Origin of the sequence: Bradyrhizobium sp. SZCCHNPS1003, assembly GCF_032381555.1 — a bacterium.
Classification (GTDB): domain Bacteria; phylum Pseudomonadota; class Alphaproteobacteria; order Rhizobiales; family Xanthobacteraceae; genus Bradyrhizobium.
In genome coordinates this window covers 320,931-340,460 of the sequence record NZ_JAUHIU010000007.1, presented here as the reverse complement: position 1 = coordinate 340,460, position 19,530 = coordinate 320,931, and the positions used below count along the sequence as shown (strand labels likewise).

20 protein-coding genes and 1 tRNA gene are annotated in these 19,530 nt (G+C 65.4%); 8 read left to right on the top strand and 13 right to left on the bottom strand.

The window, feature by feature from the left end:
- Nucleotides 1-266 precede the first annotated feature (266 nt).
- From QX126_RS14240 to QX126_RS14225, 4 genes are all read right to left on the bottom strand, one after another.
- Nucleotides 267-1,769 carry an ammonium transporter gene (locus QX126_RS14240; RefSeq protein ID WP_315777331.1) on the bottom strand — a complete coding sequence of 501 codons (1,503 nt, stop codon included), beginning with the start codon at nt 1,767-1,769 and terminating at the stop codon, nt 267-269.
- A gap of 39 nt (nt 1,770-1,808) precedes the next feature.
- Nucleotides 1,809-2,147 carry a P-II family nitrogen regulator gene (locus QX126_RS14235; protein WP_006611147.1) on the bottom strand — a complete coding sequence of 113 codons (339 nt, stop codon included), beginning with the start codon at nt 2,145-2,147 and terminating at the stop codon, nt 1,809-1,811.
- A 332-nt stretch (nt 2,148-2,479) separates the two neighbouring features.
- Nucleotides 2,480-3,790 carry an ammonium transporter gene (locus QX126_RS14230; protein ID WP_315740633.1) on the bottom strand — a complete coding sequence of 437 codons (1,311 nt, stop codon included), beginning with the start codon at nt 3,788-3,790 and terminating at the stop codon, nt 2,480-2,482.
- Between the two features lie 90 nt (nt 3,791-3,880).
- The gene (locus QX126_RS14225) at nt 3,881-4,219 is read right to left on the bottom strand and encodes a P-II family nitrogen regulator (RefSeq protein WP_172112996.1); all 339 of its coding nucleotides are present in this window, start codon (nt 4,217-4,219) and stop codon (nt 3,881-3,883) included.
- 247 nt (nt 4,220-4,466) lie between these two features.
- On the opposite strand from QX126_RS14225, the gene QX126_RS14220 reads away from it, so the two are divergent.
- Entirely contained in the window at nt 4,467-5,072 is a 606-nt protein-coding gene (locus QX126_RS14220) for a GYF domain-containing protein (RefSeq protein WP_315781740.1), read from the top strand.
- Nucleotides 5,069-5,539, top strand: a complete 471-nt coding sequence (locus tag QX126_RS14215) for a zinc ribbon domain-containing protein (protein ID WP_315781738.1) — start codon at nt 5,069-5,071, stop codon at nt 5,537-5,539. The genes QX126_RS14220 and QX126_RS14215 overlap by 4 nt, the downstream gene beginning before the upstream one ends.
- 8 nt (nt 5,540-5,547) lie before the next feature.
- Here the strand turns inward: QX126_RS14215 and tesB are convergent, their stop codons facing one another.
- Nucleotides 5,548-6,420: an acyl-CoA thioesterase II gene (gene tesB / locus QX126_RS14210; protein WP_315770610.1), complete on the bottom strand. Its 873-nt coding sequence runs from the start codon at nt 6,418-6,420 to the stop codon at nt 5,548-5,550.
- Between the two features lie 155 nt (nt 6,421-6,575).
- Between tesB and QX126_RS14205 the strand changes: the two genes are divergently transcribed.
- Nucleotides 6,576-7,796, top strand: coding sequence for a ubiquinone biosynthesis hydroxylase (locus QX126_RS14205; RefSeq protein WP_315740636.1), 1,221 nt, complete (start codon nt 6,576-6,578; stop codon nt 7,794-7,796).
- A 3-nt stretch (nt 7,797-7,799) separates the two neighbouring features.
- Here the strand turns inward: QX126_RS14205 and QX126_RS14200 are convergent, their stop codons facing one another.
- Genes QX126_RS14200 through QX126_RS14190 form a run of 3 tightly spaced genes read right to left on the bottom strand, consistent with a single transcriptional unit; the run spans nt 7,800 to nt 9,529 of the window.
- Entirely contained in the window at nt 7,800-8,729 is a 930-nt protein-coding gene (locus tag QX126_RS14200; RefSeq protein WP_315781736.1) for an alpha/beta hydrolase, read from the bottom strand.
- A 3-nt stretch (nt 8,730-8,732) separates the two neighbouring features.
- The gene (locus QX126_RS14195) at nt 8,733-8,930 is read right to left on the bottom strand and encodes a Trm112 family protein (RefSeq protein ID WP_006613415.1); all 198 of its coding nucleotides are present in this window, start codon (nt 8,928-8,930) and stop codon (nt 8,733-8,735) included.
- A gap of 56 nt (nt 8,931-8,986) precedes the next feature.
- On the bottom strand, nt 8,987-9,529 hold the full coding sequence (locus QX126_RS14190; RefSeq protein WP_315781734.1) for a TetR/AcrR family transcriptional regulator: 543 nt from the start codon (nt 9,527-9,529) through the stop codon (nt 8,987-8,989).
- Between the two features lie 90 nt (nt 9,530-9,619).
- Here QX126_RS14190 and QX126_RS14185 point away from each other — a divergent pair, with 90 nt between their 5' ends.
- The 3 genes from QX126_RS14185 to QX126_RS14175 all read left to right on the top strand — a co-directional run bounded on the left by QX126_RS14185 (nt 9,620) and on the right by QX126_RS14175 (nt 11,455).
- The gene (locus QX126_RS14185) at nt 9,620-9,970 is read left to right on the top strand and encodes a hypothetical protein (protein WP_315740639.1); all 351 of its coding nucleotides are present in this window, start codon (nt 9,620-9,622) and stop codon (nt 9,968-9,970) included.
- Between the two features lie 346 nt (nt 9,971-10,316).
- The gene (locus tag QX126_RS14180) at nt 10,317-10,613 is read left to right on the top strand and encodes a cupredoxin domain-containing protein (protein ID WP_315740640.1); all 297 of its coding nucleotides are present in this window, start codon (nt 10,317-10,319) and stop codon (nt 10,611-10,613) included.
- An 11-nt stretch (nt 10,614-10,624) separates the two neighbouring features.
- The gene (locus QX126_RS14175) at nt 10,625-11,455 is read left to right on the top strand and encodes an FTR1 family protein (RefSeq protein WP_315758703.1); all 831 of its coding nucleotides are present in this window, start codon (nt 10,625-10,627) and stop codon (nt 11,453-11,455) included.
- Here QX126_RS14175 and QX126_RS14170 read toward each other — a convergent pair whose 3' ends face one another.
- A complete protein-coding gene (locus tag QX126_RS14170; RefSeq protein ID WP_315715855.1) occupies nt 11,456-12,130 on the bottom strand; it encodes an LON peptidase substrate-binding domain-containing protein in 675 nt (224 codons plus the stop codon).
- 48 nt (nt 12,131-12,178) lie between these two features.
- Nucleotides 12,179-13,099, bottom strand: coding sequence for a thioredoxin (trxA, locus tag QX126_RS14165; RefSeq protein WP_315781732.1), 921 nt, complete (start codon nt 13,097-13,099; stop codon nt 12,179-12,181).
- A gap of 288 nt (nt 13,100-13,387) precedes the next feature.
- Here trxA and QX126_RS14160 point away from each other — a divergent pair.
- Nucleotides 13,388-13,462: transfer RNA gene (locus QX126_RS14160), tRNA-Gly, on the top strand.
- Nucleotides 13,463-13,499: 37 nt separating this feature from the next.
- Here QX126_RS14160 and QX126_RS14155 read toward each other — a convergent pair.
- The 3 genes from QX126_RS14155 to QX126_RS14145 form a co-directional block, all read right to left on the bottom strand.
- Nucleotides 13,500-14,933: a caspase domain-containing protein gene (locus QX126_RS14155; protein WP_315781731.1), complete on the bottom strand. Its 1,434-nt coding sequence runs from the start codon at nt 14,931-14,933 to the stop codon at nt 13,500-13,502.
- 115 nt (nt 14,934-15,048) lie between these two features.
- Entirely contained in the window at nt 15,049-16,353 is a 1,305-nt protein-coding gene (pncB, locus tag QX126_RS14150; RefSeq protein WP_315758706.1) for a nicotinate phosphoribosyltransferase, read from the bottom strand.
- Nucleotides 16,354-16,448: 95 nt separating this feature from the next.
- Complete coding sequence (locus QX126_RS14145) at nt 16,449-17,795, bottom strand: amidase (protein ID WP_315781729.1); 1,347 nt, start codon at nt 17,793-17,795, stop codon at nt 16,449-16,451.
- Nucleotides 17,796-18,179: 384 nt separating this feature from the next.
- Here QX126_RS14145 and QX126_RS14140 point away from each other — a divergent pair, with 384 nt between their 5' ends.
- Nucleotides 18,180-19,457, top strand: a complete 1,278-nt coding sequence (locus QX126_RS14140; protein WP_315781727.1) for a PQQ-dependent sugar dehydrogenase — start codon at nt 18,180-18,182, stop codon at nt 19,455-19,457.
- The last annotated feature ends 73 nt before the right edge of the window (nt 19,458-19,530 follow it).

Genomic DNA, 19,530 nt, shown 5'->3' with positions numbered 1-19,530 from the left:
AGCGCGCCGACCCGGGATCCATAACCACAGGGTTCAGTTGTCTTGCACGGGACTCGCAGCCTGCCTCTTACAAACATCGCGCGGTATGGGTCCCTGCGTTCGCAGGGACGACACCGGTTATTTGGCGCGCGCTCGGCCCTCACGATCCAAACAAAAAGAAAGGGGCCCCAGCTTGCGCTGGAGCCCCTCAACGGTCAGGGCATTGCCGGGTATTTGCCCGAACCGAAGTTGCGGACCTGGTCGCGTACGACCAGTCCCGGGAGAACTCAGTAGTTGTAGGCGCGCTCGCCGTGGTCGGTGATGTCGAGACCCTCGCGCTCCTGCTCCACGGTCGGGCGCAGGCCGATGACCACGTCGACGACCTTGTAGAGGATCGCCGAGCCGACACCCGACCACACCAGCGTGGCGACGACAGCCTTGAGCTGCGCCAGCATCTGCGTGGCGAAGTCGTAGGTGCCGGCGTTGTTGCCGGTGATGTTGGTGTAGTCGGTGATGCCGACGCCGCCCAGCGCCGGGTTGACCAGGATGCCGGTGGCCAGAGCGCCGATGATGCCGCCGATGCAGTGCACGCCGAACACGTCGAGCGCGTCGTCATAGCCGAGCGCGTTCTTCACGGTGGAGACGAAGAACAGGCAGACCGGGGAGACGATCAGGCCGAGCACCAGCGCGCCGATCGGACCGGCATAACCGGAGGCCGGGGTGACGGCGACGAGACCGGCAACCGCGCCCGAGCAGATGCCGAGCAGCGAGGGCTTGCCCTTGACCGCCCATTCGCACAGCAGCCAGGACAGCGCCGCACCGGCGGTGGCGACCATGGTGTTGACGAAGGCCAGCGCGGTGACGCCGTTCGACTCCAGGTTCGAGCCGGCATTGAAGCCGAACCAGCCGACCCACAGCAGCGCGGCGCCGATCATGGTCATGGTCAGCGAGTGCGGAGCCATCAGCTCCTTGCCGTAGCCGGTGCGCTTGCCGATCAGGACCGCGCCCACCAGGCCGGCGATGCCGGCATTGATGTGGACGACGGTGCCGCCTGCGAAGTCGAGAGCGCCAGCGCCGGCGAGCCAGCCGACAGCGCCGGTGACTTCGTCGAGCTTGGCCTGGGCAGCGGTCTTGGCGGCAGCGTCGCCAGCGGCAGCGAGAGCCTTGGCAGCAGCAGCGATGTCATCGGGAGCTGCGATGAACCAGACCCAGTGCGCGATCGGGAAGTAGATGAAGGTCACCCAGAGCAGGATGAACAGCATCACCGCCGAGAACTTGATGCGTTCGGCGAAGGCGCCGACGATCAGGGCCGGGGTGATCATCGCGAAGGTCATCTGGAACACGAAGTAGGCCAGCTCCGGGATCACCACGCCGTTCGAGAAGGTCGGAACGGTCGAGTTGGCGTCGACGCCGTGCAGGAAGGCCTTGGAGAAGCCGCCGACCCACGAGGTCATGCTGCCGCCGTCGGTGAAGGCGAGCGAGTAGCCGTAGAGCGTCCAGATCACGCCGACCATCGCAACGATGGCGAACACCTGCGTGAGGACCGAGGCCATGTTCTTGGTGCGGACGAGGCCGCCATAGAACAGCGCGAGGCCGGGGATGGACATCATCAGGACGAGCGCGCTGGACACGAGCATCCAGGCGACGTCGCCCTTGTTGGGAACGGGGGCGGCTGCGGCAGCGGCGGCAGGCGCGTCCTCGGCGAACGCCACATCGGCGAGGCCTGCGACGCAGAGCCCTGCAATTGCGAGCGTAACCCATCCCGCGCTGGTTGGACGCTTGAACGTCATTTTATTGTACTCCGTAAGTGTTCTGGTTTGAGCGCGAAATCAAAGGGCCGCAGCGTCCGCTTCGCCGGTGCGGATGCGCACGGCGTGGTCGAGGCTGATGACGAAGATCTTGCCGTCGCCGATCTGGCCGGTCTTGGCGGCCGAGCTGATCGCATCGATGGTCTTGTCGACCTGGTCGGAGGGGATCGCGACCTCGATCTTGATCTTGGGCAGGAAGCTCACCGCATATTCGGCGCCGCGGTAGATTTCCGTATGACCTTTCTGACGGCCGTACCCCTTCACTTCCGTCACCGTGAGACCATGAACGCCGATGGCGGTCAGGGCGTCCCGGACTTCTTCGAGCTTGAATGGCTTAATGATCGCCATAACAATTTTCATGGGTCCTATCCCCGCTTGGGCCCGGCACGGACGTTACCGAGCGCTTCCTGTCGACTGAGGTTCACCACGCGGAGAGAGCTTCACGACGCGGGCACAGCCGGGAGCGATAGAATCAAATGCCGTGCCAGACGGCTGGTCAGGGCTAACGAGCGGTGAATCCTGACCTTTTCACCCCTCACCGGGGGCATCAAAGGCTGCGCTATTCCGTCGCGCTCAAGGAATGGGCATGCATGCGCAAAAGTTACGCATGTCAGGCTCAAGACACAATGCTGCTCACCGCGCGGGCAGAATCCCGCGACGCCGAACAGGTCAATTGGCGCCAATTGCTGCAGCTATTGCAGCGCCTCGCCATGCTGGGAGATGTCGAGTCCTTCCAGCTCGTGCTCGCGCGACACCCGCAGCGGCACGAAGGCGCTGACCAACTTCAGGAGCCCCCAGGTGACGCCGCCCGACCACACCAGGGTGACGGCGACGCCGTAGAGCTGGGCCGCAAGCTGCTTCGGGTTGCCCTCGATCAGCCCGGCTGTGCCGCCGATCGCGGCGGTCGCGAACACGCCGGCCAGCAGCGTGCCGGTGAGGCCGCCGACGCCGTGGACGCCGAACACGTCGAGCGAATCGTCATAGTTGAAGCGGTGCTTCAGCGAGGTGCAGGCCCAGTAGCAGATGATACCGGCGAGCGCGCCGATCACCAGGCCATGCCAGGGGGCGACGAAGCCGGACGCGGGCGTGATGGTGCCGAGGCCGGCGACCGCGCCGGAGATCATGCCGAGCACCGACGGCTTGCGCCGCGTCGACCATTCCAGCGCGCCCCAGGTGACGGCGCCGGCGCAAGCGGCCAGATGCGTCGTCAGGATCGCCATCACCGCATGCGCATTCGCCCCGAGCGCCGAGCCGCCATTGAAGCCGAACCAGCCGACCCAGAGCAGGCCGGTGCCGACCACCGCGAGCGACAGATCGAACGGCGAAAGGTTCTCGCTGCCATAGCCCTGGCGGCGTCCCATCACCAGCGCCGCGACCAATCCCGCGGTGCCCGCGGAGAGATGCACGACGAGACCGCCGGCGAAGTCGACCACGCCGGCCTGCGCAAGAAAGCCGCCGCCCCAGATCCAATGCGCCAGCGGCACATAGACGAAGATGAACCATGCAATGCTGAACAGGAGGTAGGCCGAGAAGCGCATGCGGTCGGCGACCGAGCCCGCCACCAGCGCCACCGTGATGATCGCGAACGTCATCTGGTACAGCATGAACAGCGACTCGGGGATCGTCCTGGCGCCGGGATGGACGCTGTCCATGCCCATGCCGGCGAGGAAGGCGCGGTCGAGCGAGCCGATCCAGGTGCCGTCGCCGACGAAGGCCAGCGAGTAGCCGAATGCGACCCACAGGATCGAGATCAGCATCACGGCTGCGAGGCTCTGCGCCATCGTCGCCAGCACGTTCTTCTTGCGCACCATGCCCGAGTAGAACAGCGCCAGACCGGGAATGGTCATCATCAGCACCAGAGCGGTGGCGACGATCATCCAGGCGGTGTCGGCCGGTTCGATCGTGGACGGCGCTGCGGCCGCTGCTGGCGTGGTGAAGGCAATCGCGCCCGCTGCAGCCAATGCTGCAGACGCGCGCAGGCAACGAGACGCGCAGGTCTCCATGACAGTCCCCCCGGCATGTCAGATGTTAGGATCTTGCAGTCCGCCGCGCCGTTGCGGCGGGCGTGCAGCCGTTGCGGCTGCTTGACGGGCTTAGAGTGCGTCGGTGTCGGTCTCGCCGGTGCGGATGCGGCGGGCATGATCGATCGGCGTCACGAAGATCTTGCCGTCGCCGATCTGGCCGGTGCGCGCGTGCGTCGTGATTACCTCGACCGCCTTCTCGGCGATGTCGGAGTTGACCGCGATCTCGATGCGCAGCTTGGGCAGGAAGTTCACGATATACTCGGCGCCGCGGTAGATCTCGGTATGGCCCTTCTGGCGGCCGTAGCCCTTCACCTCGGTGACGGTCATGCCGTGGACGCCGATCGCGGTGAGGGCCTGGCGCACCTCGTCGAGCTTGAAGGGTTTGATGATCGCGACGACGAGCTTCATGGGCGGGCCTTGGTTTCCTCGGGTCTGGGCAGCCTGCTTCTGAGGCAGGCGTCGAACGGCTGTTGTGGCCTGTTCCTAGGCAAATGGCACAAAAAGAGCGCAGCGTTAAGCGATATTTGATCGCCTATTGCTTGGATATCGTTCGGACAGCTAGTCTGAGCGCGACTCATTGCAGCGACCCCGCGCTCAGATTGAACGACGCTTTGCGGCTCATGTGCCACGAAAAACATTATTTTGGAGAGAAACCGTGGGCAATATTCCCGAGATCAATCCCCTTCCTTCCAGCTCAAGTACCGTTTCCGCAGTGCCACTGGATGTCCCGCCCCATCCGCTGGATGCGGAGTGGCACGTCCATATCAATGGACAGACCTATGGCCCTTACACCGGCCACCGCCTGGGTGAGTTCGTCAAGGAAGGCCGCATCGACAAGTCGACCCAAGTTCTCGCGGTTGGTAGCGAGGCTTGGTCCTTGGCTGGGCAAGACCTTCGTCTCGCCTCGCTGTTCAACCGGGCTCCGCCGCAAGCTCCGCCGATCTCCGCTGCAGCCGGCTCCACCGTTGTCCAGATAACCAACCAGATGGCGCCGACAGCCGTCCTTCTCGACGACACCGGAGCCTTCGGCGCGAAATCGCCGGGCGTCGCTCTGTTCCTTTCATTTCTCCTCTGCGGTGCGGGTCAAATGTACTGCGGCAGAGTCGGGAAAGGAATCCTGATGCTGATTGGGTGTATAGCTCTGTGGTTCATCTTTTTGGGATGGACAGTCTGGATTTGGTCGATGATCGATGCCTACGCTACGGCGAAGGACATGAACCTGCGATACCTGCGTCGCCTGCAGTCGGGCCAGCCAGTATGACGAAAGCTGCGCCCAATATTTCCTTTCAGAGCTGCCCGTCCTGCGGCTCCGCTTTGAGCGAAGGCGCGCTGACATGTGGCTATTGCGGCAGCGTCACTGCCGTCGAAAATATTTCGAGCCGCGTGAGATCTGAGTTCCGGTATTGGGTTGGACGGGCCGGGGCCTATCTGCAGGACCCCGCGGTTCTGATCTGGGTGCTTGCGACCGTTCCCGTACTGATCTTGCCACCATTACTGGCATTGATGATGTGTTTCAGAGGGAGCTGGAATAGCAGACGCGGCGATGCCGCTAGACAAGCTTACTTCTCTGTCTTCTCTGTTTCAGTCGTCGCCATCGTCAATATCGCGCTGAGCTTGATCTTTTGGCGCTGGCTGAGCGAGATATCGATGTCAGCAGGGCTGTCCTTTGGACTCTTTCTCAAGTCGCTGGGAATTGTTTCTCCAAGGGCGTCACTGCAGGCCATCTAACGCGCAGCTTACCGGCGCTCGCGGATCGAGCCCTCCTGCGCGACGGAGGCGACCAGCGTGCCGTCGGGCTTGAAGATCGAGCCGCGGGTGAGCCCGCGGCCGCCCTGCGCGCTCGGCGAATCCTGCGCATAAAGCAGCCATTCGTCGGCGCGGAACGGCCGGTGAAACCACATCGCGTGATCCAGCGAGGCCGGCATCATGCGCTTGTCGAACAAGGTGCGGCCATAGCGCGCCATGACCGCGTCGAGCAGCGAGAAGTCCGACGCATAGGCCAGCGCGCACATGTGCAGCGCCGGATCATCGGGCAGCTTCGCCGCCGTCTTGATCCAGACGTTGATGCGGCCATCCTCGATCTTCTGGCCGAAGTACCGGTTCAGTTCGACGGGGCGCAGCTCGATCGGCCGGTCGGATTCGTAGTAGCGGCGGATGAAGTCCGGCATCCTTTGGAAGACTTCCTGAAACATCGGCTGCTTGGAGATCTCCTCCGCCGTCAGCTTCTCCGGCGGCGGCACGTCCGGCATCTTGTCCTGGTGGTTGAATGCGCTGTCCTCGTCGCTGTGGAAGGACACCATGATCGAGAAGATCGCATTGCCGTGCTGGATCGCGGTGACGCGCCGGGTCGCATAGCTCTTGCCGTCGCGCAGGCGCTCGACCTGGTAGATGATCGGCACCTGCGGGTCACCGGGCAGGATGAAGTAGCAGTGCAGCGAATGCGGCAGCCGGCCCTCGACAGTGCGGCACGCCGCCATCATCGCCTGGCCGATCACTTGGCCGCCGAACACGCGCTGCCAGCTCGTCTTCGGGCTGTTGCCGCGGAACAGGTTCACCTCGATCGGCTCGAGATCGAGGATCGAGATCAGGTCGATCAGTCCCTTGGACATGGCGTGGTGCTTTCGCTGGCTCGGCCGTCAGCTCCGGCCCCGTTCCAGCGGGATCAGGCATCCGGAAATGACGGCCTCGGAGGGCAGACCTTGTTTCACGCCCCTGTTTCGCCCAGCTATACTCCACTCGCAAGAGTAACCGTGAGCAGGGCGGCATGACGACACAGCGAAGCATTGTCATTTGTGGCGGGGCGTTTGCCGGCCTGGCGCTGGCGTTGGCGCTCCGTCAGGGGCTTGGGCCCGAGGTGCCGGTGATCGTGGCCGATCCGGCGCTGGCGAACCGGCCGAGCCGTGATCCGCGCGCCAGCGCCATCGTCGCGGCCTGCCGCAAGCTGTTTGACGCGATCGGGGTCTGGGCCGATGTCGCGCCCGAGGCGCAGCCGATCCTCGACATGGTCATCACCGACTCCAAGCCCGAGGATGCGATCCGCCCGGCGTTCCTGACCTTTGCGGGCCAGGTCGAGGCCGGCGAGCCGTTCGCGCACATGGTCGAGAACCGGCTCTTGATCGACGCGCTGGTCCGGCATGCGGAGGCCGCAGGCGTCGAGCTCAAGGCGATGCCGGTGACCGGCTTTGCGACGCGGGCCGACGGCATTGCGGTGACTCTGGGCGACGGCAGCCAGCTCGAGGCGAGCCTGCTGGTTGCCGCTGACGGCGCGCGCTCGAAGCTGCGCGAGCGCGCGGGCATCCAGACCCATGGCTGGGACTATGACCAGTCCGGCATCGTCGTGACCATCGGTCACGAGCGCGACCATGGCGGCCGCGCCGAGGAGCATTTCCTTCCGCCCGGACCATTCGCGATCCTGCCGCTGACCGGCAAGCGCTCCTCGCTGGTGTGGACCGAGCGGCGCGCCGAGGCGAAGCGCCTCGTCGCGCTCAGCGCGGATGAATTCCAGGCCGAGCTGGAGAAGCGCGCCGGCCTGCATCTCGGCGAGTTGAAGGTGCTCGACCAGCCGCGCGCGTTTCCGCTGTCCTACTTCGTCGCCCGCTCGTTCATCGCGCCGCGGCTGGCGCTGGTCGGCGACGCCGCCCATGTGATCCACCCCATCGCGGGGCAGGGGCTCAACATGGGGCTGAAGGACGTCGCCGCACTGGCCGAGGTCGTGGTCGATGCGGCAAGAATGGGAATCGATCCGGGGCAGGTCGATGTCCTCGAGCGCTATCAGCGCTGGCGCCGCTTCGACACGATGGCGATGGGCGTCGCCACCAACTCGCTGAACTTCCTGTTCTCCAATAAATCGACGCTGTTGCGGGCCGTGCGCGACATCGGCCTTGGGATCGTCGATCGCGCGCCGCCGTTGAAGGAGCTGTTCATCAAGCAGGCCGCGGGCCTGACCGGAGAGATGCCGAGGCTGTTGAAGGGCGAGGCGCTTTGAGGCTCAGCGCGGGCCTGCGGCGGCGATGAAACCGGCGACGGCCTCGACCATGTCCGGATCGAGCGATCGGTCCGGATCGTTGTAGGACGACAGGTTCTCGTCCTCATTGGCGACGTCGACCAGCACGTGGTTCATGTCCGGCAGCCACAGCGTCTTGGCGGCCGGCGCGGCGGCGGCGAGCGCCACCATGTCGAGCCGTGGGATCTGGGAATCGCGGGCGCCACCGACGATGAGGGTCGGGATCGTGAGCTGCTTGAGCGGATCGATCGGATCCTCGGCGAAGGCGGAGCCGATGCCGGGCTGCATGCTTGGGGCGATCGGCAACTCGGACGGGGCGGGATCGACGACCTGCCCGGCCATGATGGCATCGATCGCCTTGGCGACCGGCTCCATCTTCGCGGCCGGCAGCTTCTTCTCGAGCTGCGCCTTCAACAGGTCGCCCTGCCGCCGCGCCGACGACGCAAGCAGGACGAGGCGGTCGACCGGGGTGCGACGGGCGGTGAGGATGGCGACCAGGCCGCCCTCGCTGTGGCCGACCAGGACGATCCGGGCGAACTTGCCGCGCAGGAAGTCGACCAGCGCGGCGGCGTCCCCGACATAATCCTTGAAGCGGAAGTCTTCCGGGCGGCCGAACTCCGCCTTCCAGCCGCGCGCGCCGCGCTTGTCGTAACGCAGGCTGGCGATGCCGCGGGCGGCGAGCTGCTCGGCGAGCTTCTTCAAGGTCGCCGGCTTGAGCTGCGGCCCATTGCCGTCCCGGTCCGTCGACCCGGAGCCGGCGATCAGCAGCGCCACCGGAGGGCGCTCGACGCCCGTTGGCGTGGTCAAGACGGCGTCGAGTGCGCCAATGCGGACGGCGCTCTCCTCGGCCGAGACCACCGAGGTGAGGGCCATCAGCGCCACGGCGAGTGCGCAGCGGATCACGACGGGCCGCATCGGTCAGTCGATCTTCCGCGCTTCCTCCGGCAGCATGATCGGGATGCCGTCGCGGATCGGGTAGGCGAGCTTCGCCGACCGCGAGACCAGCTCCTGCTTCGCCGCGTCGTATTCCAGCGGGCCCTTGGTCATCGGGCAGACCAGGATCTCGAGCAGCTTGGGATCGACGGAATTGGCGGGGCGTTCGAGCGGGGCGTTCATGGCAAGGGTCTCCGGCGGGCGCCTCTGTAGCATATCGTCCGCCTGGTTGTCGTCCTTCAAGGCTTGTGCAGGGCGATCCGGATCAGCTCCTCGATGACCGTGTCCAGTTGCTGGGCCGGCAACGGCCGATCCGACAGCGCGTGGCCGAGGAAGGCCCAGTACAGCACCTGGGCGCGTGCGTGCGCGATCGCCGGCATCAGTCCTTCGGCTGAAAGCAGGCTCTCGACATAGCCCAGCCGGCGTCTGTCGATGGCCTGGACGGCCTGGCGCGCGGCGGGGTCGGATCCGGCCCAGCTGCGCACGGCGCGCTCCAGGGTGAGTCTGACGGTGAACGCGCGCCGGAGGAGCGCGGCAATCGCCGGCTGGTCGCCGGCGCTCGCCTCCACCCCGGTGATGATCTGCTCGGCCGCAATCTCCCGCCACTTTTTGAGGAGGGCGGCGTGAAACGCGGCCACATCGGCGAAATGCCAGTAGAAGCTGCCGCGCGACACGCCCATGGCTTTCGCCAGCGGCTCCGCCTTCAGCGCGGTGAAGCCCCGGGTGGCCAGCACCTTCAATCCCTGTGTCAGCCAATCGTCGGCGGAGAGCTGATCGGTCATGTCGTCACCATCAGGACGACCATACATAACTGTATTGACGGCCGCCAGGGCTTCGTGCATCTTCCATACATAAATGTATGGAGGCGTGGCATGCGCGATGCGCTGCTCGTAACCGCGGGGCTCATGGCGATCACCGTCGCCGTGATCCATGGCGTGCTCGGCGAGACGATGGTGTTCGCGCGTGCCACCATCTCGCCGGAGCGGTTGCGAACCCTGCTGCGGCTGGTCTGGCAAACGGGCACGGTGGCGTGGATCGGCTGTGGCGTGCTGCTCACGGCCGCCCCGCGAATGGCGTCGGAGTCGGCGCGGCATTGGACGGTGGTCACGGTCATCGTCGTGTTCACCTTCGCTGCAGGCGCCAATGCGCTGGCGACGCGCGCGCGGCATTTCGGCTGGATCATGCTCGCCGGCGTGGTCCTCCTCGCCATCGCCGGCTACTGACGCTGCGAATCCGGTCGACATAGCCGCGGCACAAACTCGGCGAGATGACGGCATTGCGACGCTTTGCAACCGCTGCATCGCCTTAACTGCCGTTCGGCCGCACTCCGTTCACCGCGAGGCCACTGCCACGACACATTCGCCAAGAATGGTTCTAACTTAGAAGGAGTCTCTTTGCAGACACGGCGGCGAGCCGCTTAGTTGTTCGTCGTCGCGAACGGGTGCCCGGCGTCGACATCGATCCGGGCGCGCAACCGTTCTCCGATTTGCTTGTCGGGATAGGAGAGGGGACGGATCGATGTTGGTCGACGTGGTGCGGAAGTTGGTCGTCGTAGGTGGAAGCGTCGGCATGCTGCTGATGGCAGCGCAGGCGCACGCTGGGGAATCGAACGAGATCTGCCTCACCTATGCCAATGGTCAATTCGAGCCCAAGGAGCCGACCGTTCCTGCCGACGCGCCGCTGACGATCCGCGTCAAGAACATGGAGAGCAAGGCCATCGAGTTCGAGAGCGAGACCCTGAAGGTCGAGAAGGTGATCGCGGCCAACAGCGAGGCGGTGCTCAACGTTCGCGCCATGAAGTCCGGGCGGTACGAGTTCTATAACGACTTCAACGAAAAGGCCCGCGGCTTCGTCAACGTCCAATAGGTCCAGATCCCATGCTCGCCGCCCTGATCATCGTCTTCCGCGAAGTGTTCGAAGCCGGCCTGATCGTCGGCATCGTGCTCGCCGTCACCAGCGCGGTCCCGCATCGCCTGCGCTGGATCGGCGCGGGGCTGTTTGCCGGCCTGGTCGGCGCATGCATCGTCGCGGCGTTCGCGGGCACGCTGACTCAGCTATTCGAAGGCATGGGACAGGAATTGTTCAATGCAGGGGTCCTGTCGGCTGCCGTGATCATGCTGACCTGGCACAATGTCTGGATGGCCCGGCACGGCCGCGAGATGAGCAACGAGTTGCGGACGATGGGCCAAGCGGTGGCCGAAGGCGCCAAGCCGCTGGTCGCGCTGGCGACCGTAATCGCCATCGCCGTGTTGCGCGAGGGCAGCGAGGTCGCGCTGTTTCTCTATGGCGTGGCGGCGTCCGGTGACGGCGGCGGGCGGGCGCTGCTCGGTGGCGGCGTCCTCGGCCTGCTGCTCGGCGTCGCCGTCTGTCTCGCGACCTATCTGGGTCTGATGCGCATCCCGCCGCGCGCGCTGTTCAAGACCACCACCGTGCTGATCACCCTGTTGTCGGCGGGAATGGCCGCGCAGGCGGTGTTCTTTCTCGCCCGCGCCAACTGGCTGACATCGTTCGACCAGGTGGTGTGGGATTCGAGCGCGGTTCTGCCCGAGCGTGGCGTCGCCGGACGGACCCTCAAGGCCCTGATCGGCTATACGGATCAGCCCACCGCGATGCAGCTCGCGGTTTACATCGGGGTGATCCTCGCCACCATCGCGCTGATGCGTCTCACGGCGGCGCCGCCAGCGCCGCGTGCGGCCGCCGCCGAATGATCATTGCAGCGGCGGATCGCCCGAGGTCCGCTTCTTGGCGAGATCCATCTCGGTCACGGCGATGAGGATTTCGGCGCGGGTCTTCAGGTCCGGCGCCTCGAGCATCGCCTGCTTCTCCGCCGGACCGTAGGGTGACATCATCGCCAGCGCGTTCACGAGCGCTTCGTTCGGCGCGGCTTCGATGCCGGCCCAGTCGACCTTGAGATTGTTGGCCTTGAGGAAGTCGGTGAGCACCGCGAGCAGCGCCTCGCGGTCGACCGCGTCCTCACCCTTGCGCGCCGTGAAATCATCGACGAACGGGAAATAATCGACCTTGCACTGCCGATAGGGTGTGAGCACCGTCATTTCCTCGACCACCTTGAAGCGGGACACGCCGGTGAGCTCGAGGATGTAGCGGCCATCGCCGGACTCGGCGAGCTGCGTGATCCGGCCGACGCAGCCGACCTTGAACAGCACCGGCCGCTCCTCGCTGGAGGAATGCGTGACGTCGGGCTGGATCATGCCAATGAGCCGATGGCCGTCGCGAAGCGCATCATCGACCATCGCGAGATAGCGCGGCTCGAAAATGTTGAGCGGCATTTGGCCGCGCGGCAGCAGCAAGGCTCCCGCCAATGGAAACACCGGAACGATCTCCGGCAGCTCGGCGGGACCGCGATATTCGGCATTGATCGGCATGCGATACCTCGTGTCCGCTGGAACGAGCGCGCGTCCCGTCCAGCCGGGTTACGAAAACAGGATCGTCGACAGCCGCTTGCGGCCCTCGATGGTGGCCTCGTCTGCGCCGCCCCAGGCTTCGAAGAACTGCACGAGCTGCTTGCGCGCGCCGTCCTCGTTCCATTTGCGGTCGCGCTTCACGATCTCGAGCAGCTGGTCGGTGGCTTCCTTCCGCTTGCCCGCGGCGTTCAGCGCCGTCGCCAGGTCAAAACGCGCCTGGTGGTCGAGCGGATTGGCGGCGACCTTCTGTTCGAGCTCGCCGACCGGCCCGAGCGACTGGGCTTGCTCGGCCAGATCGATCGCGGCCTGCACGGCGGAGACCGCGGAATCGCTACGCTTGGCGTCCGGGACCATCGCAAGCGTCTGCTTGGCCTCGTCGATCGCGCCGAGCTCGACCTGGCACTTCGCAAGCCCGGCGATCGCCGGGATGTTGGCGGCATCGACCGCGAGCACCTCGGCATAGATCTCGGCCGCGCCAGCCGCATCGCCCTCGGCGAGTGCGGCTTCGGCTTCCTTGAGGATTTCGGCGATGTCGGGCTCGCCGACGCCCGGAACGCCCTTGGTGATCTTTTCGATGAAGGCGGCGACCTGGCTCTCGGGCACGGCACCCATGAAGCCATCGGCGGGCCGTCCGCCGACGAACGCGATCACGGCCGGAATCGACTGGATCCCCATCTGGCCGGGAATGGCCGGATGCTCGTCGATGTTCATCTTGACCAGCTTGACCTTGCCGTTGGCGGCCTTGACGGCCTTTTCCAGGATGGGCGTCAGCTGCTTGCACGGTCCGCACCACGGCGCCCAGAAGTCGATGAGGACCGGCTGCCGCTTCGATTCCTCGATGACGTCCTTCACGAAGCTCTGCGTCGTGGTGTCCTTGATCAGATCCGGCACCTGCGGCGCCGCTCCGCCGCCCTGCTCAACAATGGTCACGGGGTCCCTCGTCCGAAAAATTCCGATGGACGGCGACCGGGAACCGGCCGCCGCCGCGCCTCAATACACGTTTTCTCTCACTTTAAGTGGCGGTCCAGCTGGAAATTTCAATCAGCGCCCATCGCGGCCCGGTGATGGGCAGGTTTGGGCCCGGTTCGGCCGGCCCCGACCGCAAAAATTTGAACGTCGTCGGCGTACGAAACCTGTCGCAGACCTGTTGCATTCGTCCGCGGCATTTGGCATAGGTCTGCCCGTCGCTGGCGGCCACGCCGCCAAGGCGTCACGGATGCGGGTGTAGCTCAGTGGTAGAGCACGACCTTGCCAAGGTCGGGGTCGAGGGTTCGAACCCCTTCGCCCGCTCCAAAAATTCCGCTCCGTTCCCCTCTCGCCTTATGCCTCATCATTTCGTCGGCGGGGATTTGTCCCAGGCCGCGAGTGCGTCGGCGAATACCCGATCTCCACTGGGACCTTTGCCGATGGCGAGGATGCCCCGGCGCTGGTTCGCATAGACGACCGGGATGTCGAACCATTCGCGCCGTGCGAGGAGTTCCTCGTTGCGCGCGCGATCGGCCTCGACGTTGGACAAGCCCACCAGGAACGAACCTTCGGTGATCTTGACGGAAAGCCCGGCAAGCGGCGTCCCGCGCGACTTCTCGTCCGTCTTCATCAGCATTCCCGGGACGCTGCTGATGCCGCCACCGACGAAGTCGGCAGCGGGCCTGAATGTGAGCTCGGCGACATGGCTGGCCGGCAGGCTGGGATCGTCGTTGCGGCGCAACTGCAGGCTGACCTTCAGCTTGCGCTCGGGAATGTCGATCTCGCCACGGATCACCGGCGTGGGCCGCCCTGATTGTGCGTTCTTGACCGTCTCGGTCCGCCAGGTGATCGAGCCGGAATAGCGCCTACCCTTGGGGTCGGAGAGATCCTCATCATACAGCACGGCAAGTCCGGGCGTCCGCGCATCTGCCGCGTCGGACGAGGCGGTCGGGCTCGAAACGGGAGCGCTGCTCCGGGCGGCGTCAGGGCCGGCCGGTTGCGCCGGCTTCGCGGCGGCGGCGCTCAGTTGAGCGCCGCTGTCGATCGACGTGAACATCACGAGCGGCCGCTGCGTTCCGCTGGTGGCGCGCTCCACCGCGGCGTCGGTCTGGTTGAGGATCTCGATCAGACGTTGACCAGGCTGCTGGAGCGCCTCTGCAAGGGCTGCGGCGAACACGCCGTGGCCGTCCGGGCCGCGCTGTCCCGCCGTCCCGGCCTGTGCGGCAAAGGAGATCACGGTCCGTTCGGAAACGTCGACCGGGACGAGGCCGGCGGCAAGACCGGCGATGCCGCGCCCGGCGAACGGATTGGAGCGGAAGGCGTCGAGAATGATCACGTTCTGCCGGGGGCTCGATCCGCCCAGCTCGCGCAGAATCGCAGTCAGGTCGCGCAGCTCGGTGTTGAGATCCGCAGCTGTCGCCGGTGCCGCGTCGACCGGGACGAGATAATCGGCGCCGCCCAGGTTGAGCCCATAGCCGGCATAATAGATCAGCGCGACGTCGGCGTCGGCGATCCGGCCCTTGAACTCGGCAAGCGCGCGATCGAAGCCTCGCCTGTCGAGGTCGATCTGCGCGGCACCGCCGCTCAGGGTGAAGCCGAGCCGCGACAGGCTGTCGGCGATCAGCCGGGCATCCGCCGCCGGCTCGTCCAGCAGTGGCGCGCGCTCGTGAATGGAGTTGCCGATCACCAGCGCCACGCGCTTGTCGGCGGCAGCGGGCCCGGTCGAGATCAGGATCGCGCCGACGACAAGGATGGTTGCAGATAGTAGCTGTCCAACTCGGCCGATCACCCGACGCATGCCAACGATCTCCTGTCACCCGATCTGCGCGCTTGTGCGATTTTACCGCATTTCGAACAAAGCAGGAACAAGAAACGTGGCAGGAAAGAGAAATCGCCGTGGGCTGTCGGGCGGCCTAGACGACCACCGGCGTGCGCACCCGGCCGGCATCGCCGAACACGCGGAGATAACGGGCGATCTCGGCGGGATCGCCGGTCGCCTTCTCCGGGTTGTCGGACAGCTTCACGGCGGGATGCCCGTCTGCCGACGTCACCTTGCAGACCAGCGAGATCGGATCGAGGTCGACCGAGCCGTCCGGCGAGCAGCCGACGAAATCGTTGGTCAGGTTGGTGCCCCAGCCGAACGACAGCCGCACCTGATCGGAGAATCGATGATGGAGCTGCTCGATCGATTCGACGTCCATCGCGTCGGAGAACACGAGCAGCTTCTGCTTGGGATCGCGCCCCTTCGATTTCCACCAGGCGATGATCTCCTCGCCGGCCTGGATCGGCGGCGCGCTGTCGGGACGGAAGCCGGTCCAGTCGGCGACCCAGTCGGGTGCGTCGCGCAGGAAGGCCTTGGTCCCGAACGCGTCGGGCAGCGCGATCAGCAGGTTGCCTGCGTAGGTCTGCCGCCACTGGTCGAGAATGCGATACGGCGCGAAGCGCAGCTCGTCATCGTCCTTGGCGAGCGCCGCCGCGACCATCGGCAGCTCATGGGCGTTGGTGCCGATGGCTTCGAGATCGTTGTCCATCGCCAGCAGCACGTTGGAGGTGCCGGTGAACGACGAGCCGAGACCTTCCTTGACGGCCTCGACGCACCAGCGCTGCCACAGGAAGCCGTGGCGGCGGCGGGTGCCGAAATCCGACAGCCGCAGCCCCTCGAGCTTGCGCAGCCGCTCCACTTTGGCCCACAGCTTGGCCTTGGCGCGGGCGAACAGCACGTCGAGCGCGAACCGGCCCTGTCCCTTCATGGCCTGGCGCGAGCGCAGCTCGTTGACGATCGCGAGCGCCGGGATTTCCCACATCGTGGTGTGGGTCCAGGGTCCGTGGAAATGCAGCTCGTACTGGCCCTCCGACTTGCGCAGTTCGTATTCGGGCAGGCGGAAATTGGCGAGCCAGGCGATGAACTCCGGCGAGAACATGTGGGTCTTGCCGTAGAAGGTGTTGCCGGCCAGCCAGATCAGCTCCTTCTTGGCGAAGCGGATGGTGCGGGCGTGATCGAGCTGCGCTCGCAATTCGCCTTCGTCGATGACGTCGCCGAGCCGCACCCGCCGGGTCCGGTTGATGACCGAGAAGGTCACCTGCTGACTCGGGTAGAACTCCCGAATCATCTGCAGCATCAACAACTTGTAAAAATCGGTGTCGAGCAGGCTGCGCACGATCGGATCGAGGCGCCAACCGTGATTATAGGTTCTGCTCGCGATGTCTGTGACTGTCATGTGATCGTTTTACAGCGCTGGCCGCAAACCCGCCACTGGGCTTGTCGCAGGAGGCCCTCGTGGCGCAGCGGCATCCTTGCTCGGGTTCGTGGCGGCTATTTGCGCGCCAGGAGCGGCACGCCGGGATCGAACGCCAGCACCGCTTCGGCCCATTTCGCGACGCGGAGCACATGGAGGTCGTTGCGATAGGGGCCGGCGATCTGTACGCCCAGCGGCAGGCCGTTGTTGCCCAACCCGGCCGGCAAGGAGACTGCCGGCGCTCCGACGAAGGTCCAGGGCGCGCAATATTCGGCGTCTCCGGTCCAATCCAAGCCGCGCGGCGCTTCGCCGAACGCCGGCAAGGTGAGCACTGCGTCGAAGCCGTCGAGCTCAGCGGCGAGCGCCTTCTGCCTGAAGGCCTGGGCCGCCTTCGCGGCGAGATATTCCATGGCCGTCTTGCTTCGCCCGCTCTCGACGTGGCCCTTCATGACCTCGCTGACCCGGTCGGGATGGCGCGCGATCAGATCGGAGAAGATCGTGGTCGCCTCGCTGAGCATGATCGTGGTGATCGCATGCCAGTTCACCGCGTCGAGCTCTCTCAGTTCGACCTCGATGATCGTCGCACCGGCGCTGCGCAGCTTGTCGATGACGGACTCGAATACGGTCTTCTGCTCCGCCTCGGCGCGCTCCCATTTGGCGAAGCGCACCGCCGCGAGCCGTGGCGTGCGGTGCGGCGTGAGGCCCTGGTCGATGCCGACGGTGAAGCCCGGCAGCGGCCGGCCGTGGCGATCATCTGCGCTGGTGCCGGCGAGCAACGAGAGGGCGAAGGCCACGTCGTCGACGCGGCGGGCGAAGAAGCCGACATGGTCGAGCGACGGGCTAAGCGGATGCACGCCGTCGCGTGGAATCGCGCCGAAGCTCGGCTTGAAGCCGACGACGCCGTTGAAGGCCGCCGGTCGGATCACCGAGCCGAGTGTCTGTGTTCCCAGTGCCAGCGGCACGAGGCCGGCCGCAACCGCGGCGGCTGATCCGGACGATGAGCCGCCCGGTGTGTGCTCGGGGTTCCATGGATTGACGGTCGGACCGGGATGACGCCAGGCGAATTCAGTGGAGACCGTCTTGCCGAAGATGGTTGCGCCGAGATTGCGCAGCCGTTCGACCACCCAGGCGTCCGCATCCGGCACGTGATCGCGATAGATTTGCGAGCCGTTGGTGGTCGGCATGTCCGAGGTGGCGATGATGTCCTTGATGGCGACGGGAATTCCACCGAGCGGGCCGGTCTTTGGAGCGACATCCCGCGGCAGATATTCGAATGCTTTCAGCTGCGGTTCGATCGCCTGCGTCTTCTTCAGGCATTCTTCACCATAGGCGATGGCCGCTGCGGGGTCGGCTGCGAACCGCCGCAGCAAGTCGAGGACGCCGGCACCGGCCTTCGGTGTGGACACAGGGAAACGCTCGGACATTCATCGATCCTGTCGACTTGATCTCGTTGCCGGGCGGTGAACGGCCGCAGCGTGTTGTTCCGATCCTATCGGCTGTTCAAGCATACGCCAATCGTCCGGCCGATCGGCGCATATGAATACAGCGCATGGCGGCAGGCCCGTGCCGCGTGGCGGACAATCGCCGATGCGGCGCAGGCACGCGCACGGACATGCGCATCTGGCATGACATGAGTGGAGCGGCATCATTTGAGCCTCGCGCGAACCTGGCAGCAATCCGCTTCTCACCCGCTCAGGATGTGCTACCATTTTCGAGCAGGACCACTGATGTGGTCGGCCAAAGGACGTCTTCAGATACGTTCCGATAAGTAGACGCAGCCACATGAGCTGCCTCATGGGAGTGAAGCGATGATATCGGCTTTTCACCGAAGCATTCTTGCGCTTGCAACAATAGGTCTCCTCGCCGGCACCAGCATCGCCGGCGCGCAGCAGCAATCCGATCAGGGGAAGGGCCTGAAGAAATACGAATCCGGCACCAAGGAGTTCTGGACGCATCCGCCGGACGACTGGTTCCTCGGCGACGAGACCGAGGCGCAGAAGGGGCTGGCGCCGCCGTCGGGCCCGCCGACTGGCGCGTCCGATGCCGAGCTCGCGAAGATCGTCAAGCAGGTGAAGCTGCCGGACGGCTTCAAGATGGAGGTCTGGGCCTCGGGCGTGCTCGCCGCGCGGCAGATGGCCTGGGGCGACAAGGGCACGCTGTTCGTCGGCTCGTTCGGGCTCGGCAACGTCTATGCCATCACCGACAAGGGCGGCAAACGCGAGGTCAAGACGGTCCTCAAGGGCCTGAACATGCCGACCGGCCTCGCCTTCCAGGATGGCAATCTCTACGTGATCGCGGTCGACAAGCTGATCAAATACGAGAATGCCGAAGCCAGTCTCGACAATCTCGGCCAGGGCAAGGTCGTCTACGACGACATGCCGTCCTATGCGGCGCATGGCTGGAAATACATCGCGGTCGACAAGGAAGGCTGGTTCTATATCCCGTTTGGACCGCCCTTCAACATCGGCATCCCGCCGACGTCAGTCTCGCAGATCCGCCGAGTCGATCCGCGCACCGGCAATGCCGAGATCTATGCGCTCGGCGTCCGCAACAGCGTCGGCGGCGACGTCGACCCGCGCACCGGCAAATACTGGTTCACCGAGAATGCGCGCGACTGGGTCAGCGACGATCTGCCGAGCGACAAGCTCAACATGATCTCGAAGATCGGCGAGCATTTCGGCTATCCCTATTGCCACCAGGGTGACCTGCCGGATCCGAAATTCGCGATGGGTCACAAGTGCTCGGAGTTCACACCGCCAGTGCTGAACCTCGGTCCGCACGTGGCGCCGCTCGGCATGAAGTTCTACACCGGCGACCAGTTCCCGGCGGAGTACAAGAACAACATCCTGATCGCCGAGCACGGCTCCTGGAACCGGCACAAGTACCAGGGCGCACGGATCATGCGCGTTATCGTCGGCCCCGACGGCAAGGACCCCAAGCAGGAGGTGTTCGCCTCCGGCTGGCTCGAGGGCGACCAGGGCTATCTCGGCCGCCCCGACGACATCATCCTCGCCAAGGACGGCTCGATCCTGGTGGCGGACGACTGGGCCGGCGCGATCTATCGCATCAGCTACGAGAAGAAATGAGCTCGTCGTGAAAGCGGGGCTGCGCGCTGCCTTACGGCGGCCGCAGCCCCAACTATTTTGAATGTCGCGCGTT

Coding starts and splice junctions, on each gene's coding strand:
- QX126_RS14240 (WP_315777331.1), bottom strand. CDS start 1,769: ATGACGTTCAAGCGTCCAACCAGCGCGGGATGGGTTACGCTCGCAATT.
- QX126_RS14235 (WP_006611147.1), bottom strand. CDS start 2,147: ATGAAAATTGTTATGGCGATCATTAAGCCATTCAAGCTCGAAGAAGTC.
- QX126_RS14230 (WP_315740633.1), bottom strand. CDS start 3,790: ATGGAGACCTGCGCGTCTCGTTGCCTGCGCGCGTCTGCAGCATTGGCT.
- QX126_RS14225 (WP_172112996.1), bottom strand. CDS start 4,219: ATGAAGCTCGTCGTCGCGATCATCAAACCCTTCAAGCTCGACGAGGTG.
- QX126_RS14215 (WP_315781738.1), top strand. CDS start 5,069: ATGACGAAAGCTGCGCCCAATATTTCCTTTCAGAGCTGCCCGTCCTGC.
- tesB (WP_315770610.1), bottom strand. CDS start 6,420: ATGTCCAAGGGACTGATCGACCTGATCTCGATCCTCGATCTCGAGCCG.
- QX126_RS14205 (WP_315740636.1), top strand. CDS start 6,576: ATGACGACACAGCGAAGCATTGTCATTTGTGGCGGGGCGTTTGCCGGC.
- QX126_RS14200 (WP_315781736.1), bottom strand. CDS start 8,729: ATGCGGCCCGTCGTGATCCGCTGCGCACTCGCCGTGGCGCTGATGGCC.
- QX126_RS14195 (WP_006613415.1), bottom strand. CDS start 8,930: ATGAACGCCCCGCTCGAACGCCCCGCCAATTCCGTCGATCCCAAGCTG.
- QX126_RS14190 (WP_315781734.1), bottom strand. CDS start 9,529: ATGACCGATCAGCTCTCCGCCGACGATTGGCTGACACAGGGATTGAAG.
- QX126_RS14185 (WP_315740639.1), top strand. CDS start 9,620: ATGCGCGATGCGCTGCTCGTAACCGCGGGGCTCATGGCGATCACCGTC.
- QX126_RS14180 (WP_315740640.1), top strand. CDS start 10,317: ATGCTGCTGATGGCAGCGCAGGCGCACGCTGGGGAATCGAACGAGATC.
- QX126_RS14175 (WP_315758703.1), top strand. CDS start 10,625: ATGCTCGCCGCCCTGATCATCGTCTTCCGCGAAGTGTTCGAAGCCGGC.
- QX126_RS14170 (WP_315715855.1), bottom strand. CDS start 12,130: ATGCCGATCAATGCCGAATATCGCGGTCCCGCCGAGCTGCCGGAGATC.
- QX126_RS14155 (WP_315781731.1), bottom strand. CDS start 14,933: ATGCGTCGGGTGATCGGCCGAGTTGGACAGCTACTATCTGCAACCATC.
- pncB (WP_315758706.1), bottom strand. CDS start 16,353: ATGACAGTCACAGACATCGCGAGCAGAACCTATAATCACGGTTGGCGC.
- QX126_RS14145 (WP_315781729.1), bottom strand. CDS start 17,795: ATGTCCGAGCGTTTCCCTGTGTCCACACCGAAGGCCGGTGCCGGCGTC.
- QX126_RS14140 (WP_315781727.1), top strand. CDS start 18,180: ATGATATCGGCTTTTCACCGAAGCATTCTTGCGCTTGCAACAATAGGT.